General features: G+C 49.5%; 12 protein-coding genes. 4 read left to right on the top strand and 8 right to left on the bottom strand.

Annotated elements, in window-relative coordinates; genetic code table 11:
* Positions 1 to 2: 2 nt before the first annotated feature.
* Complete coding sequence (locus AC6R0R_RS10320; protein ID WP_500626608.1) at positions 3 to 1,682, bottom strand: LytS/YhcK type 5TM receptor domain-containing protein; 1,680 nt, start codon at positions 1,680 to 1,682, stop codon at positions 3 to 5.
* Positions 1,683 to 1,933: 251 nt separating this feature from the next.
* Here AC6R0R_RS10320 and AC6R0R_RS10315 point away from each other — a divergent pair, with 251 nt between their 5' ends.
* Complete coding sequence (locus AC6R0R_RS10315) at positions 1,934 to 3,007, top strand: 3-deoxy-7-phosphoheptulonate synthase (RefSeq protein WP_334554075.1); 1,074 nt, start codon at positions 1,934 to 1,936, stop codon at positions 3,005 to 3,007.
* A gap of 37 nt (positions 3,008 to 3,044) precedes the next feature.
* Positions 3,045 to 4,172, top strand: coding sequence for a bifunctional chorismate mutase/prephenate dehydrogenase (tyrA, locus tag AC6R0R_RS10310; RefSeq protein ID WP_500626607.1), 1,128 nt, complete (start codon positions 3,045 to 3,047; stop codon positions 4,170 to 4,172).
* 83 nt (positions 4,173 to 4,255) lie between these two features.
* Here the strand turns inward: tyrA and AC6R0R_RS10305 are convergent, their stop codons facing one another.
* The 3 genes from AC6R0R_RS10305 to ettA all read right to left on the bottom strand — a co-directional run bounded on the left by AC6R0R_RS10305 (position 4,256) and on the right by ettA (position 7,530).
* Positions 4,256 to 5,266 (bottom strand): M23 family metallopeptidase, encoded by a 1,011-nt coding sequence (locus AC6R0R_RS10305; protein WP_500626606.1) that lies wholly within the window; start codon positions 5,264 to 5,266, stop codon positions 4,256 to 4,258.
* A gap of 10 nt (positions 5,267 to 5,276) precedes the next feature.
* On the bottom strand, positions 5,277 to 5,648 hold the full coding sequence (locus AC6R0R_RS10300; protein WP_487901870.1) for a PilZ domain-containing protein: 372 nt from the start codon (positions 5,646 to 5,648) through the stop codon (positions 5,277 to 5,279).
* Positions 5,649 to 5,862: 214 nt separating this feature from the next.
* On the bottom strand, positions 5,863 to 7,530 hold the full coding sequence (ettA, locus tag AC6R0R_RS10295) for an energy-dependent translational throttle protein EttA (RefSeq protein WP_334554083.1): 1,668 nt from the start codon (positions 7,528 to 7,530) through the stop codon (positions 5,863 to 5,865).
* A 224-nt stretch (positions 7,531 to 7,754) separates the two neighbouring features.
* On the opposite strand from ettA, the gene sltY reads away from it, so the two are divergent.
* Both sltY and trpR read left to right on the top strand, forming a co-directional pair.
* Positions 7,755 to 9,707: a murein transglycosylase gene (gene sltY / locus AC6R0R_RS10290; RefSeq protein ID WP_487901871.1), complete on the top strand. Its 1,953-nt coding sequence runs from the start codon at positions 7,755 to 7,757 to the stop codon at positions 9,705 to 9,707.
* Between the two features lie 74 nt (positions 9,708 to 9,781).
* On the top strand, positions 9,782 to 10,081 hold the full coding sequence (trpR, locus tag AC6R0R_RS10285; protein ID WP_334554086.1) for a trp operon repressor: 300 nt from the start codon (positions 9,782 to 9,784) through the stop codon (positions 10,079 to 10,081).
* Here the strand turns inward: trpR and yjjX are convergent.
* From yjjX to pheA, 4 genes are all read right to left on the bottom strand, one after another.
* Positions 10,078 to 10,614, bottom strand: a complete 537-nt coding sequence (gene yjjX, locus AC6R0R_RS10280; protein ID WP_487901872.1) for an inosine/xanthosine triphosphatase — start codon at positions 10,612 to 10,614, stop codon at positions 10,078 to 10,080. The two genes, trpR and yjjX, sit on opposite strands and share 4 nt — an antisense overlap.
* Positions 10,586 to 12,931: a putative bifunctional diguanylate cyclase/phosphodiesterase gene (locus tag AC6R0R_RS10275; RefSeq protein ID WP_500626605.1), complete on the bottom strand. Its 2,346-nt coding sequence runs from the start codon at positions 12,929 to 12,931 to the stop codon at positions 10,586 to 10,588. Before AC6R0R_RS10275 ends, yjjX begins: the two co-directional genes overlap by 29 nt.
* Entirely contained in the window at positions 12,915 to 13,955 is a 1,041-nt protein-coding gene (locus tag AC6R0R_RS10270; protein WP_500626604.1) for a polyamine ABC transporter substrate-binding protein, read from the bottom strand. The genes AC6R0R_RS10275 and AC6R0R_RS10270 overlap by 17 nt, the downstream gene beginning before the upstream one ends.
* A 138-nt stretch (positions 13,956 to 14,093) precedes the next feature.
* Positions 14,094 to 15,272 (bottom strand): prephenate dehydratase, encoded by a 1,179-nt coding sequence (gene pheA, locus AC6R0R_RS10265; RefSeq protein WP_334554092.1) that lies wholly within the window; start codon positions 15,270 to 15,272, stop codon positions 14,094 to 14,096.
* Between the last annotated feature and the right edge of the window lie 89 nt (positions 15,273 to 15,361).

Raw genomic sequence — 15,361 nt, 5'->3', positions numbered from 1 at the left:
TTCTACGCTACCTTCAAAGGGCGAGGTATGATAAAGCTCATTTGTGTTAATTGGTTGGGTTTTACCTCAATATTGAGCGCTGAACCACGGCCAAATTTACTGGTGAGCCGTTTATCGACAATTTGCATCCCTAATCCTAGGTGGCCTGGCTCGGGCTCTTGATAACTGCCGGCGTTGTCTTCCACCACAATCCTTTCGCCTTGGGGCATTGTTTCGTTGTATATCCGCACATGCCCGCCCTCGAGCAAGTTTGAAATACCATGCTTGATCGCATTTTCCACCAAAGGCTGCAAAGTAAAGGTGGGGACTTGCAGGTTGAGTAACGCGTCGTCAATGTCGATCTCCACTTCCAACCTATCATCAAAGCGCGCTTTCTCGATCGTTAGGTAGGCGTTGACGTGTGCGAGCTCCTCTTTGAGTGTCACACTGGCAATGTTTTGCTTGAGGTTACTGCGGAAGAACTGCGACAAATGCTGAATCAGTTCACGCGCCTTGGCAGGATCGCGACGGATAACGGCACTGATGGTGTTTAATGCATTAAACAGAAAGTGCGGATTGACCTGCGCGTGCAGCAGTTTGATTTCCGCCTGCGAGAGTAGAGTCTGTTTCTGTTGGTAATCGCCATAGAGGATCTGGCTGGAGAGTAACTGAGCGATCCCTTTTGCCATCGTCATATTGATGGTGGAGAAGAGTTTGCGTTTGGGTTCATAGAGCTTAATCGTGCCGATCACCTTATCACCAGAGCGCAACGGGATGATCAAGGCGCTGCCCAGTTTGCATGTGGTTGAGAGCGAGCATTGATAAGGTCGCTCGCTGCCATCGAGGTAGATGATGCTGTTTTGGTTGATGGCGTCATAGGTGCTTTGTGAAGAGATCGGCGTTTGCGGTTTGTGGTGATCATCGCCAATGCCGACAAACGCGAGGATTTTTTCATTATCGGTGATCGACACCGCGCCGACGTTGGTCTCTTCATAGACAATGCGGGCGATTTTTTCTGCGTTCTGACTGGTAAAACCGGAGGCGAGGATACCGACAGAGCGCTCGGCAATGTTTAATGCTCGGCGTGAAAACGTCGCCGAGTACTCCTCAAAGATGGTTTTGCGGTCGTGAAGGATGCTCATAAACAGGGCTGCCCCCACCGAGTTGGCGATGATCATAGGCGCAGCGATGGCCGAGACGAGTGTGTAAGCTTGATCAAAGGGTTTCGCCACAATCAAGATGATCACCATCTGCACTACCTCGGCGACCAAAGTAATGGCAAATACCACACTGGCGTTAAAAAGCTGCTCTCCGCGACCTTTACGCAGCAAATAGGTGTGCAGAAGACCACCAATAAGCCCCTCCGCCGTGGTGGAGATCGCACAAGCTAAGTCGGTAAAGCCACCTAACGTATATCGGTGTAGCCCCCCCGTGAGGCCGACAAAAAAGCCAACGACAGGGCCGCCAAACAGCCCACCCATAACCGCACCAATGGCGCGCGTGTTCGCAATGGCATCATTGATTTGTAGACCAAAGTAGGTGCCCATAATGCAAAACAATGAGAAGAGAATGTAGACACTGATCTTGTGGCTCAGCCGACTTGAGATGCTGAGTAAAGGAAGAAAAATGGGTGTCTTGCTGAGCATATAAGCCAACACAAGATAGACACACATTTGTTGCAGCAAAGAGAGGATCAGGTCCATAACACACCGTACGTCTGTTTTTGTATAGTGTATATCGTAAGCCAGCGGAAAGGTATCGCCGAGGCGGTAAGGCATTCTTGATATAGAATGACCTTTCTGATCAGAAAGTATTAAACGTATAAATTTATTTACATACGGTGTTTTTTATTGTTTACGGTTGCATTCTTTTTTTACTCTGTTATTTTGTCGTTATTGCTTTAGATAAGCGCCCAAATAAAATTGAATGTAAATTTAAGTGTACGGTGAGCGAGATGAAAAAGAGTGAGTTAAGTAATATCAACATTACGGACGAGCAGGTCCTAATTACCCCTGAGCAGTTGAAAGAGAAACTGCCGCTGAGTGATAAAGCGCGCCGTTTTATTCAAGAGTCTCGTCAAACCGTCGCCAACATTATCCATAAAAAAGATCACCGTCTATTGGTGGTGTGTGGCCCTTGCTCTATTCACGACGTCGATGCGGCGAAAGAGTACGCTCAGAGACTGAAAAAGCTCAATGAGCAACTCAGCGATCAACTCTACATTGTGATGCGCGTGTACTTTGAGAAGCCGCGCACGACGGTAGGCTGGAAAGGCTTGATCAATGACCCGCATCTTGACGGCTCTTTTGATATTGAACATGGCCTGCATGTAGGTCGTCAACTGCTGGTGGAACTGGCTGAGATGGAGATTCCACTGGCCACTGAAGCGCTTGACCCTATCAGCCCACAGTACCTCGCGGATACCTTCAGCTGGGCAGCGATTGGTGCCCGCACGACGGAATCTCAAACTCACCGTGAAATGGCCAGTGGTCTTTCGATGCCGATTGGCTTTAAAAACGGTACCGATGGCAGCCTGTCTACTGCCATTAACGCGATGCAAGCGGCCTCTTCAAGTCACCGCTTTATGGGCATCAACAGCGAAGGCCAAGTGGCGCTGCTTACCACACAAGGTAACCCGAATGGTCACGTGATCTTACGAGGCGGCAAACAGACCAATTACGATTCTGTCTCTGTAACGGAGTGTGAGCAAGACATGGCAAAAGTGGGTCTTGACGCCTCGTTGATGGTGGATTGTAGCCACGCCAACTCTCGCAAAGATTTCCGCCGTCAACCACTGGTGGCGGAAGATGTGATTCACCAAATTCGTGAAGGCAACAAGTCAATTATTGGTTTGATGATTGAGAGTCACTTAAATGAAGGCAACCAGTCGTCTGACATCCCGCTAAGTGAGATGAAATACGGCGTCTCTATCACGGATGCGTGTATCAATTGGGACGCAACTGAGGCACTATTACGTCACGCTCACAAAGAGCTGGTTCCATTTCTACAAGACCGCTTAGCGAAGTAATGCTTCGCAAGTTAAAAAGGGATACGAAGGGATATTGATGGCTGTAGAACTTAGCGGGTTGCGTGATGAGATTGACGCAGTCGATAAACAGATATTGGCTTTACTGGCGCAGCGCCTCGCATTAGTAGAGAAAGTGGGAGAGGTAAAAAGCCAGCACGGTTTGCCCATTTATGCGCCTGACCGCGAAGCGGCGATGTTGGCTTCCCGCCGAGCCGAAGCGGAAAAGATCGGGGTTCCTCCTCAGTTGATTGAGGACATTTTGCGCCGCACTATGCGTGAGTCCTACGCCAGTGAAAAAGACTCCGGCTTTAAGTGTTTGAACCCAGAGCTGCGTTCGGTGGTGATCGTTGGTGGTAACGGTCAGCTTGGTCGTCTGTTTGGCCGCATGTTTACCTTGTCGGGCTATCAAGTCAAAGTGCTTGGCAGTCAAGATTGGCCGAATGCGGACGAGATCCTCCACAACGCGGGTATGGTGGTCGTGACAGTGCCGATTCATCTCACTCAAGGGGTGATTGATAAACTGGGTAATCTGCCCCATGACTGTATTTTGTGCGATCTCACCTCGATTAAGTCTAAGCCGCTGCAAGCGATGATGGCAATTCACTCTGGTCCTGTCGTCGGTTTGCACCCGATGTTTGGTCCTGATGTGCCGAGTTTAGCCAAGCAGGTCATTGTCTATTGTGATGGTCGTGGTGAAAAGCAGTATCAGTGGCTGCTCAAGCAATTTTCAATTTGGGGCGCGAGTTTGTGCCAAATTGATGCCAAAGAGCACGATCAAGGCATGACCCTGATCCAAGCTTTACGCCACTTTACTTCGTTTGCCTATGGCCTACACCTTAGCCGAGAAAATCCGAATTTGGACAAGCTACTGACGCTGAGCTCGCCGATTTACCGCTTGGAGTTGGCCATGGTTGGGCGATTGTTTGCGCAAGATCCCAACCTCTATGGCGACATCATCCTCTCCTCGCAAGAGAATATTGAGATGATCAAGCGCTTCCATCGCAGTTTCGGTGAGGCATTAGAAATTTTGGAAGATAAGGACAAACAAGCGTTTGTCGACAGTTTTAACAAAGTGAGCGAGTGGTTTGGTGACTATTCTCAGCAATTTATGAATGAGAGCCAAAATCTACTTAAGCAAGCGAACGATGCGATTCATCGTGGCTGAGCTGCACGCTTGTTATAAAAAAGCTGCCTAGGCAGCTTTTTTTGATCGCGTTGCATTTATCTGCACATCGACCACTCATGTGCTTATTGTACGCTGGTGTGCTCAGGTTCCGAGTCGTCCGCTTTTACGGTATTGACCGAGTCATCAACGTACGGGCTTTGCGTCAAGCTCACTTGCAGTCTGACGGTGTTATCAATCAACTGTACCAGCGGAGCCCACTTCACTTTGTTCTCTTTTTCAAACAAGTAGTGGAAGTTGTCCGGGGTCCAATCCATAGTGTATTGCGGGTTGAGCGCTCGCCCTAAAAAGCGGATCTCGTAGTGCAAATGAGGACCCGTTGAGTTGCCAGAATTGCCACAAGTGGCGATCTGCTCGCCTTTGCTGACAAACTGACCGCTGCGTACTTTAAACTTGGCAAGGTGCGCGTAGGAGCTCATAAAGCCAAACGAGTGACGTAAGGTGAGGAAGTTACCAAACCCTTTGTTGCTCGGTCGCACAGTTTCTACCACACCATCGGCCGGTGAATAGATAGGCTGACCAGGTTTGCAGGTGAGATCGATCCCGGTGTGTGTATGGCGCTGCCCTGTAATGGGGTTTGTTCGCCTCCCGTAAGATGAGGAGACACGCAGGTACTCCATCGGTGAGTCATTGGGGATCAGACGAAACATCGTCGCACGCACCGCAGAGTCTATTGCTGCAGCATCAATACGGCTTTCCAGTGGGACTTCTTCCAGTGGTGTTTCTTGATTGTCATCAACCAGACCGAGCACCGCTTCCACATCGTACACGCGTCGACCCAATACGCTAATCTGAGTCTTCTTCGCTTCAAGCTCTTGCACCAACTGATGGGTTTCGTCTTGCTGCTGGCTGTAAAGCTGCTCGAGTTGACGCTTTTCTTCACTCACTGCTGCCAGTGCTTGCGTGAGCGCCGCTTGCTCGCTTTGGCTTGTTTGCCAGTAGGTGTATACACCAGTGCCTGAGGCCATGACACCTACAACCGCTAGGGCCAATGTGGTCGCGACAGCACGACGAGATAGGTAAAAACGCGAAATACCAGCCGGCGCTGGTATCGAAATAGTAATTTTGTTCGACATATGGGTTCTATTAGGCTTCTTCACCTAAATCGGATAAATGTTCAATATCCCTATGGAGAAGATCGTCATCCCCAACATTGAGTTCGACCAGGCGTTTTAGGTGTCCGATACTCTCAATATCAATATGATCGATCGCAAGACGGATGATATTGTTATTGAGTCCAACCACCTTGGCGACAAGTTGAATCTCGACATCACTCCCTGGAAGTGAAAATTGTACATTGACGTCCTCTTCACGGCTCAGCGTCGAGGCAGCATCACATGCGAGTAATACACCGTGCAAAGAAAGATCACGAATTGATGCGTCAATACGATGCGATCCTTGAACTAACACGGCAGGGGCTTGATAAACCACCCGTGAAAATCGGCGACGTTCTTTCATCTGTTGCTTCTCCCATGACTATGTGTTGAGTCTAGCAGACAAGCGATAAAGACAAACCCTCGACCCTTCTCATTGTTGACCTACTCAACAGAATATTTTGCCCATCAGGCCCAATGCTCTGAGATGGCGCGAACCATCAGTGAGTCGCTATCGTCCTCAATATGAAAGGCCGCTAATCTTAGCGGCCTTTGGGTAAAGATCAAGCGGTAATCGATTACTTGGCGATGCGCTTGTACTTGATACGGTGTGGTTCGGCTGCTTCAGGCCCCAAGGTCTTTTTCAGCCATTCCATGTATTCCGTGTAGTTGCCTTCGTAGAAGTTCACTTGGCCTTCATCACGGTAATCAATGATGTGCGTAGCGATACGGTCAAGGAACCAACGGTCGTGCGAGATCACCATGGCACAGCCAGGGAATTCAAGCAGCGCTTCTTCCAATGCTCGTAGGGTTTCCACGTCGAGGTCGTTGGTTGGCTCATCGAGAAGCAACACGTTGCCGCCCGCTTTAAGCAGTTTCGCTAAGTGGACACGGTTGCGCTCACCACCCGACAACTCGCCAATCACTTTCTGCTGATCGCTGCCTTTAAAGTTAAAGCGAGAGCAGTACGCGCGAGCAGGGATTTCGAAGTTGTTGATCTTGATGATGTCCGCGCCTTCCGAAATCTCTTGGTAGACGGTTTTCGAATCGTCCATCGAGTCACGGAACTGATCGACGGATGCCAACTTGACGGTTTCACCCATTTCGATAGTGCCTGAATCCGGTTGCTCTGCACCACTCAGCATCTTGAACAGCGTTGATTTACCCGCACCGTTGGCACCGATGATGCCGACAATTGCCCCTTTTGGCATGCTGAACGACAGGTCATCAATCAATACGCGGCCGTCGAACGACTTGCTCAGGTTAGAGACTTCAATCACCTTGTCGCCAAGACGTTCACCTGGTGGAATAAACAGCTCGTTGGTTTCGTTACGCTTTTGGCGATCGCCGCTTTGCAGCTCTTCAAAGCGAGCCATACGCGCCTTAGACTTTGATTGACGGCCTTTCGGGTTTTGACGAACCCACTCCAGCTCTTTCTCAATGGTCTTTTGACGTGCTTTCTCTTGTGACGCTTCTTGTTGCAGACGCGCATCTTTTTGCTCTAGCCATGAGGTGTAGTTACCTTGCCATGGAATGCCTTCACCACGGTCCAATTCAAGGATCCAACCTGCGGCGTTGTCGAGGAAGTAACGGTCGTGGGTAATCGCCACAACGGTGCCAGTGTAATCAACAAGGAAACGCTCTAGCCAGGCGACGGATTCGGCATCCAAGTGGTTGGTCGGTTCGTCCAGCAGCAGCATATCTGGCTTAGAAAGAAGTAGGCGACAAATCGCCACACGGCGGCGCTCACCACCCGATAGGTGGGCAATTTTTTGATCCCACTCAGGCAGACGCAGTGCATCCGCGGCGCGCTCCAGCGCGTTTTCGAGGTTGTGGCCTTCTTTGGCTTGAATCAGCGCTTCTAGCTCACCTTGCTCTTTTGCGAGGGCATCGAAATCCGCATCGGGTTCTGCGTAAGCCGCGTAGACTTCGTCCAGACGCTTCATTGCGCCAGCGACATCAGATACCGCCTCTTCGACGATTTCACGTACCGTTTTCGATTCATCGAGCACAGGTTCCTGCGGCAGGTAGCCGACATTCAGGCCCGGTTGTGGACGCGCTTCACCATCGATGTCGGTATCAATACCCGCCATGATGCGTAGTAGGGTCGACTTACCAGCACCATTGAGGCCCAAAACACCGATTTTTGCGCCAGGGAAAAAGCTCAGAGAGATGTCTTTAAGAATTTGTCGCTTTGGTGGCACCACTTTGCTCACGCGCGACATGGTATATACGTATTCAGCCATTGCCGATCGTTCCTAACTATTCAATCTACGTAACTCGTCATTTTATACCAAGCGAACGCGTTTTGTTACTCCCGAGAGGGAGGAAATCGGTTCAACGTCAGTCAAGCCTTGCCACTCAATGTCACTATTGTGTGAATTTATTATTATTTACATCTGAGCTCTTTACAGCAGGGGGGAGGATCGAGTTAATTAGAGAGAGGTTTTCCCTTCAAGGATGAGGCTTTATGACGCTGAGCGATTCCCGTTTGTTGTCCTACTTTTCTCGAACCGCGGTCTGGTTTTGTGCGGTTGTGGGCAGCGCCACTTATGCTACTTCAGCGGTAGCCGACCTCGCCACTCAGCGAGCGTTGTACGATCAAGCACAAGATTTGCTCGATGAGAAAAAGGTTGATGATTATCAGGCTCTAAGGCCCGACATCGCCGATTATCCCTTAACGCCCTACGTCGATTATCGCGCTTTCTTAGTCAACATTGGAAATCGCTCCTCCGCAGAGGTGAATCAGTTTATTGAGCGCTATAAAACGCTGCCTTTTTCTGGGCGTATTAGCGCACCGTATTTGGACGCATTAGCCAAAGATAACCAATGGCAGCGCTTCCTTGAATTTCAGACAGCGCTGCCGAGAGGCGAGAGCTATCAGTGTCACTATTACTGGGCTCATTACCAGACAGGCAACAAAGCGTTAGCATGGCAAGGCGCGAAAACGCTATGGCAATCCGGTTCCAGCATTGCGGATGCGTGTGACCCGCTTTTTGACGCTTGGGATGCACATGGCCAACGCAGTGATCGTGATGTGCTCGATCGGGTATTACTCGTGTTTGACTCTGGAAACGGTAGCTTACTCAACTACTTGGTCAAGCAACTTGAGAGTGAGCAGGCCAAAATTGCAGGACAACGAGCGCAATCGCTGTTTCGCGATCCCGCAACCTTGGCAAAGGCAGCAGCGCAGTTTCCTGATGAACCGTTTTATCATCAGTTAGTCAGCAGCGGCATGAAAAAGCTCGCGCGTCGTGACGTTGTCAAAGCGCAGCAAGAGTACAGTGACGTGATGGCGGCAGTGTCGCTACCCACCGAATCTAAGCAGAATTTGGCCGATTTTATTGCTTTTCGTTTGATGAATCGTGACGAGCCGGAGCTGATCGCGTGGCGTGATGATGTGATAGCGCACAGTGCTAACCTCTCTTTGCTCGAGCGGCGCATCCGTTTGGCGATAGGTGAAGATGACTGGCCAGCGGTCAGTCGTTGGCTTGATGCACTCCCTGTGAGTTATCAAGAGACCCTCCGCTGGCAATATTGGCGCGCGAGAGCGGAAATGGCCGCCGGTCAAATGAGCCAAGCGAATCAGCGTTTAGAGGCTATTGTTGGTCAGCGCAACTTCTACAGCGTGGCAGCCGCGCAAGCGCTTCAGCGTTCGATTGTCTATCCCACCTCCACCATTACATTGGCGCCCGAGCTGGTTGAGCCGTTTGAGACGACTCTCGTGCGGATCGAGGAGTTGATTGATCGCGATAAAATTACCGCGGCCAAAAGTGAGTGGCGATGGCTGCTTGGGCGGGTCAATAAATCGCAGCGAGAGATGCTGGCCGCTTATGCGTCGTTCAAAGGTTGGCACCATTTGACCGTCACCGCCAGTATTCAGGCCAAAATGTGGGACAACCTAGAAATTCGTTTCCCGATTGCGCATCGCTGGTGGTTCAATTTTTATGGCGATAAGCACAACATTGATCCTATCACCCTAATGTCACTGGCTCGCCAGGAGAGTGCGATGGATGTCGAGGCCCGTTCGCCGGTCGGTGCACGCGGTATTATGCAGATCATGCCTTCTACGGCCAAATACACGGCGAGAAAGTATCAGTTAACTTATCAAGGCAGTGCGGATCTGTACGAAGTGGGCAAAAACATCGAAATCGGTAGCCACTACCTGAAAGGGCTGCTTGACGATTACGACCATAACCGCATTCTGGCATTCGCGGCGTATAATGCGGGGCCGAATCGGGTCAAAACGTGGCGTGAGCGCAGTGACGGTAAGCTGGACGTGTTCGCTTTTATTGAAGCGATCCCCTTTAAGGAAACGCGCGGCTATGTGCAAAATATTTTGATGTTTGAAACTTACTATCGTGAAGTGCTGGGTGAGGACGGACACTTTTTGAGCCAAAAAGAGCTGCAAGCGAAGTACTGAGACCGTGACGCTTGAATCCAAAGGTAAAGCTTGGGAATATTGACGCTATCAATGGTCGTACTGAAGTAAACGCAATGGAACCAGAGTACAAAGAGTGGCAACAGATCCTAGACCTTGTCGCCAAAAGCAGTGAGTCTCATCAGCATGAGATGCTACTGACGATGCTGCTTACGCCCGATGAAAGGGAAGCGTTGGTCGCGCGGGTCAATATTTTCCGTGAGTTACTGAAGGGGGAATTGTCACAGCGTCAAATCAGTCAGATGTTGGGGGTAGGGGTAGCTACCATCACGCGCGGCTCGAATGAACTCAAATCCAAATCCGCGCAAGATAAAGCCGCGTTAGCGGCTCTGCTCGAGCGCGGTGAGACCGATTAAGACTCCCTACCACTCACTGGGAAGTGGTCTGGATTCATAAATGGGATGAGCGCCAAAACAAGCGCTTGATGGTACACGGAGCTGCGCGTCAACAAATCGTGGGTCAGTAGGCTGATAGCGCCGCCTTTTTGCTTAATGTTTTCAGTGCCAAAGACCTCGTCCATTACATCGCCAAGTTCATTGGCGTCTTTGAGCTTGTCAAGGACTACCGGTGGCAACATCAAGCTCGCTGAACGCGATTCGCCACGTTGTTGTTGAGACTCAATCACCATCCATGCAAAGGTCACTTGGCCTTCAATACCGGCTTCTAGCCCGACATAGAAATCCGCATCTGCTACTGCCTGCTTGGCGTTGGTCACACGTTGGCGAGCACCTTGGTACGTCTCTTGATTGCTCATCGGTTGGTCAGCGACGCCGCTTGGCACGCTAACGCCAGAGAATTCAAACGATTGGTTTGGAAACGAGGCAAGAAACGCACTTTTTACCGCGTTGATCTTCGCCGGGTTAAGCGAAGCGACAATAACCTTCTTCACGGATTTCAATAACCTCTTCTGGTGCTAAGTGGATTAGGCTGAGCTGCGCTAAGGTCAAAGGCGGAGACAAGTAATAGCCTTGCATATAGTCACATTCATAACTGGCTAGCCACTCATGATCCTCTTGCGTCTCAATGCCCTCAGCGGTGACTATCATAGATTGTGAGTGGCAAAGGTCAACCAAGGGTTTGATCACTTTACGGTTATCGGTTTTGACTAGCGTGGCTAAGAATTCTTTATCAAGCTTGATCTTTTGCACTGGGTACTCGACCAGTTGAACGATGGAGGTATAGCCAGAGCCAAAGTCATCAATGGCGAGCTTAAAGCCCATAATTGACAACTCATGAAGCAGTAGATAGCTCTGGGAGTCTGAGGCAAAGGTCTCGGTAATTTCAAAATCGATCAAGCTAGGAATCACGTGATACTTGTCGCTCATTGTCTGAATAAACTGGGCGAGTTGTAACGAGTCGAGTTCTGCTGACGACAGGTTGATAGAGACTTGCACTGGGCCGTCGAAGCTACGCTGAATATCGGCAAAGTCTTTGAAGGCTTCTTCAATCACCCAACGATCAATACTGCCAAATAGGCCGGTTTGCTCAGAGATTGGAATAAACTCACTAGGTTCGACTCTCCCTAACTTTGGCGACTCCCAGCGCAGCAGTGCTTCGACCCCGCGAATTTCACTGCCATCGCGATTGTAATAGGGCTGATAAAGCAAAGTGAACTCTTTGTCGTACTCACCACTGCGCAGCGCGCGCTCAATTTTCTCTTTGCGTCGTACCACGTCATCGAGCGCTTTCGAGTAAGGCGCTACTTGGTTTTTACCGGCTCGTTTGGCTTGATACATGGCCGTGTCGGCATTGGAGAGTAACTTGGCCAAGTCTTTGCCATCATCGGGGTAGGAGGCGATACCAATACTGGCTGTGATGGGAAAAGAGCCCAAAGGGGAGTGAGTGTGGCTTTGAATCGGTTGCAAAATCGCGTTGGCGATGTAGGTCGCGTAATCGCCTCGTCTACCAGCGGCAATAAATATGGCAAATTCATCACCAGAAAGGCGAGAGGCGAGGGACTTGACGCCAAAATTGCTTTCCAGTTGGTCGCACAGCGTTTTCAGGTGTTGGGCGAAATTGACCAGTAGCGTATCGCCGATGTGATGACCGTACTTGTCATTGACGTACTTGAAGTTATCGAGGTCTATGTAAAGAATCCATGCATGAGTGACGGACAGAGTATTGGAAAGGCTGCGTTCAACGTACATCTGAAATTGGTAGCGGTTGGCCAACTGAGTTAAATGATCGTTTTCTGCCATTGCCTTGGTTTTTTGATAGCTCGAATCGAGCTCACGATACATGTCGTAAAAACGCATCGACAAGCGACCAATTTCGTTGTCACTGCCTAGCCTGTCGATGTTGTGTCGCTTGTGTTGCTCCACCTCTTGCAATTGGTGATCAAGGCGGGTGATGGGACGAATGACATGTCGATAAAGTAAAAACAGTAAGATCAGCACGGTAACCAAAGAGGACGCACCAAACGAGAGCAGTAGCTTATGTTCGATTTTGGCCAATTTTTCGGTCAGTAGATAGTGCGCTGGGTCAAGCACGGCGAACAAGCCATGCTTAAGCTCGACCGACTGGGTTAAACCAGACTTAAAAATGGGCTTGGGGGCATAGAAAATGCTGCTGTCGTTATCAAATTCGATGATGTGTTTGAGCTGATCATATTTGTCGAGTGTCAAAGCCACCACGACAAAAAATACCCGCTCCTTGTTATAACTCAACGGCACATTGAGGGTGCTTTGGTCGAGCACATCATAACGAATCAGAATGCTTTGGCCTTGGAAGTTTTTTGCAAACCCTAGATGGCGCGTTTGGCCGCTATTGTGGTAGGTCTGCTCAACATAGTCGCGCACGTTGTCATCGAGCGTTGCGAACGGGTCGGATTGGTTGTCCGAATAGAACTCCACGTTTTGTTCGCTATCGAGAATCGCGACGGCAATCGAATCATCGTCGCTGGTTTGCAGCTGCTTGACGGATAGCTGCAAATTGCTGATCAGATTCATCTCTCGATAGGGATTTTCGGGCTGTGTCAGGTAGTAACGGATGATGTCGCTTTTGGTCAATGAAAGTGAGTAGCTGTTGAGTAATGCAACGGATTGACGAAAGTGACCGGCGAGCTTTTCCATCGTGAGTTGCAGATAACTGTTCTCACGTTTAATTAACGCATCTTTTTGGTTGATGTAGATGCTATAGCTAGATACCGCCGCGCTCATCAGCACCACGGGGGCAACCAGCAGTAAGACTCTAGTGCTGAGCTTCATGACGTTTGAGAATACTATTAATAATTTTTGCCCTTAGGCTTATGTTGGCCGCGGTGAGCTCGCTGTCTATCAGCGCCCCCTCGACCCTGCTTGATTCTGGAAATAATGATGCATCATTTATGTACCATTCTGGCAACAGTTTCAATGCACTTAAGTTGGGCGTTGCAGCTTTAATATCTGTTGCATTTATTGCAGCAATATTGGGATCCATCAGGAAATTCACAAAGGCTTTGGCGGCGTCTTTATTGGTGCTGCTTTTCGGAATCGCCAGACAGTCGACCCAAATGAACAACTGTCCTTCAGGAATCACAAAGCCCCATTTCCCTTCACCGTAGAAACGATTAAGAGAATATTGATCTCCGCTGTAGGCCAGCGCCATGTCCAGTGCGTTGGCATCCGCTTGGCTACGGATATAGCTGAGGATGTACTCAAAGGTCAGTACCCGGTCACTAAATTCAATTAACTGTGGGTATGCCTTTTGTAATGTGTCCGGGTTGTCTTCGATCGGAGAGAGACCAAGCGCATAAAACAGCGGAAGAAAGCTTTCGATGCTGTCGTTGATCATGCCGATCTTACCTTCGTGCTCTTGGGGCGGGTAGACGAAGTCATTCCATGTTGCGGGCGGATGTTTTACCGCCGAGTGCCGAAATGCAATGCCCACTGTCCCCCAAAAGTAAGGAACGGCATGGGTGCCGCAGACTTGATTCCACTTAGCCGCATTATGTTGACGGTTGGAGAGGTCAGTTAGGTCCTCAAACATGTTGAGGCGACCATAGATTTGCGCAGAGACGTTATCAAGTACGACAACATCAAACGGCAACTGGTCAGTGCGGAGCATTAATAAACTGCGTTTGTCGTCGTTGTCAAAATGGTCAAGGCGCAGCGGGGTAGAGCTTTGTTGCTGCCATTGGTCAATCACGTTCGGGGACAAGGTGTCCTCCCACATGTAGAGATTGAGTGGATTGGCGTACGTAATGGCGCTACAAAAGAGCGGAGCAATGAATGAAAAAAGAGCGAGCCTCATAACTGACTTTATTGAGTTGATGAATGAAAGTAAGCGCGCGCTGACACCTTACTATGCAACTTAATGTACTCATAGTATGAGCATTTGCACTAGGTGTCAGCTTTAATCGTCAATTTATTGATTAGGCTGTGAGCAAAGTTACAGCAATTTCACCTGTGTAGGTTTGACATTTTCACTCGGGTAGCAGCCCAACACTTTAAGATGTTTGGTAATCCGAGTGAGTTCGTTCAGGGCTTGCTGCATTTCTTGAGAGTCCAGATGCGCCTCGAGATCGACGTAGAACATCTCCTCCCAAGGGTTGCCCATGATAGGTCTTGATTCCAATTTGTTCATGTTGATGCCGTAGCGTTGCAGCACTAGTAGGGTTTCCACCAGGGAACCCGCTTGCTGAGAGGTGGACATGATCAAAGTGGTTTTTGCCGGAATTTGCGCCGACACTTCGACAGGCTTACGCGCAACGACGATAAAGCGAGTGTGGTTCTCGGTTTGATTGGCAATGTTGCCTTGAATTGCTTGAAGGCCATACAACTTACCGCTCGAAGCATTCCCTATGGCAGCGACGTCGCGTCGGTTCATTTCTTGAACTTTTTGCATCGCATCGGCCGTGCTCGCGCAAGACTCTAGCTTAACGCCTTTCAGACGGCTCAAAAACTCGCTGCATTGCTGGTGGGGCTGTGGGTGAGAGTACAAGGTTTTGATCTCTTCTAAGCGGATGTCCTGCGTGGCCACCAAGCAGTGCTCAATCGGTAATGTCAGCTCACCGACAATATAGAGAGTGGTGTGTTGCAGTAAGTCATACACCTCATTGATAGAGCCTGAACTGGTGTTTTCAATCGGAAGTACGCCATAGTCTGCATGACCGGACTCCACTGTGTTCGCCACTTCTTTAAAGTGATCGCAGTTTAATTCAATTAACTCAGTGTTTTTACGGCTGAAGTATTCTCGGCTCGCGAGGTGAGAGTAGGAGCCCTTGGCACCAAGAAAAGCAACCCGAGCCAACGGTTTGCGGCTCAATTCTGGGTTAGCCAGGTTTTGTAGATAAGATTGCTGGAGGAGTACAGAGTCTTCAATGATGGTGTGAAACAGTTTGGTGATGTATTGCGCATCGAGCTGATACTTCTCTTTGCCATTATTGATGAGCTTAACCAGCAACTGCTGCTCGCGTACGGCGTCACGTACTGGTTTGGATGTTTGAACTTTACTCTTCGCAACCTCAATGCTCATCTCACGGCGTTCAGAAAGGAGTTTAAGCAGTTGGTCGTCGAGTTCGTTTAAGCGTAAACGAATGTCATCAAGTGAGTATTTTTGTTCAGTCATCCTAGTATTCCTTATAAAAAAAGCCTCCCGATGGGAGGCTTTCTGTTCGTTTTTGACTTGTTTTTAAAAACGAGCGAGCCTCCAATCTA

The organism is Vibrio sp. R12-SW3-ISO1 (genome assembly GCF_059834005.1).
This window is presented reverse-complemented; position numbering and strand designations above follow the sequence as displayed.

Excerpts from the sequence above, each read along its gene's own strand:
- AC6R0R_RS10320 (WP_500626608.1), bottom strand. The coding sequence starts at position 1,682 with ATGGACCTGATCCTCTCTTTGCTGCAACAAATGTGTGTCTATCTTGTG.
- AC6R0R_RS10315 (WP_334554075.1), top strand. The coding sequence starts at position 1,934 with ATGAAAAAGAGTGAGTTAAGTAATATCAACATTACGGACGAGCAGGTC.
- tyrA (WP_500626607.1), top strand. The coding sequence starts at position 3,045 with ATGGCTGTAGAACTTAGCGGGTTGCGTGATGAGATTGACGCAGTCGAT.
- AC6R0R_RS10305 (WP_500626606.1), bottom strand. The coding sequence starts at position 5,266 with ATGTCGAACAAAATTACTATTTCGATACCAGCGCCGGCTGGTATTTCG.
- AC6R0R_RS10300 (WP_487901870.1), bottom strand. The coding sequence starts at position 5,648 with ATGAAAGAACGTCGCCGATTTTCACGGGTGGTTTATCAAGCCCCTGCC.
- ettA (WP_334554083.1), bottom strand. The coding sequence starts at position 7,530 with ATGGCTGAATACGTATATACCATGTCGCGCGTGAGCAAAGTGGTGCCA.
- sltY (WP_487901871.1), top strand. The coding sequence starts at position 7,755 with ATGACGCTGAGCGATTCCCGTTTGTTGTCCTACTTTTCTCGAACCGCG.
- trpR (WP_334554086.1), top strand. The coding sequence starts at position 9,782 with ATGGAACCAGAGTACAAAGAGTGGCAACAGATCCTAGACCTTGTCGCC.
- AC6R0R_RS10275 (WP_500626605.1), bottom strand. The coding sequence starts at position 12,931 with ATGAAGCTCAGCACTAGAGTCTTACTGCTGGTTGCCCCCGTGGTGCTG.
- AC6R0R_RS10270 (WP_500626604.1), bottom strand. The coding sequence starts at position 13,955 with ATGAGGCTCGCTCTTTTTTCATTCATTGCTCCGCTCTTTTGTAGCGCC.
- pheA (WP_334554092.1), bottom strand. The coding sequence starts at position 15,272 with ATGACTGAACAAAAATACTCACTTGATGACATTCGTTTACGCTTAAAC.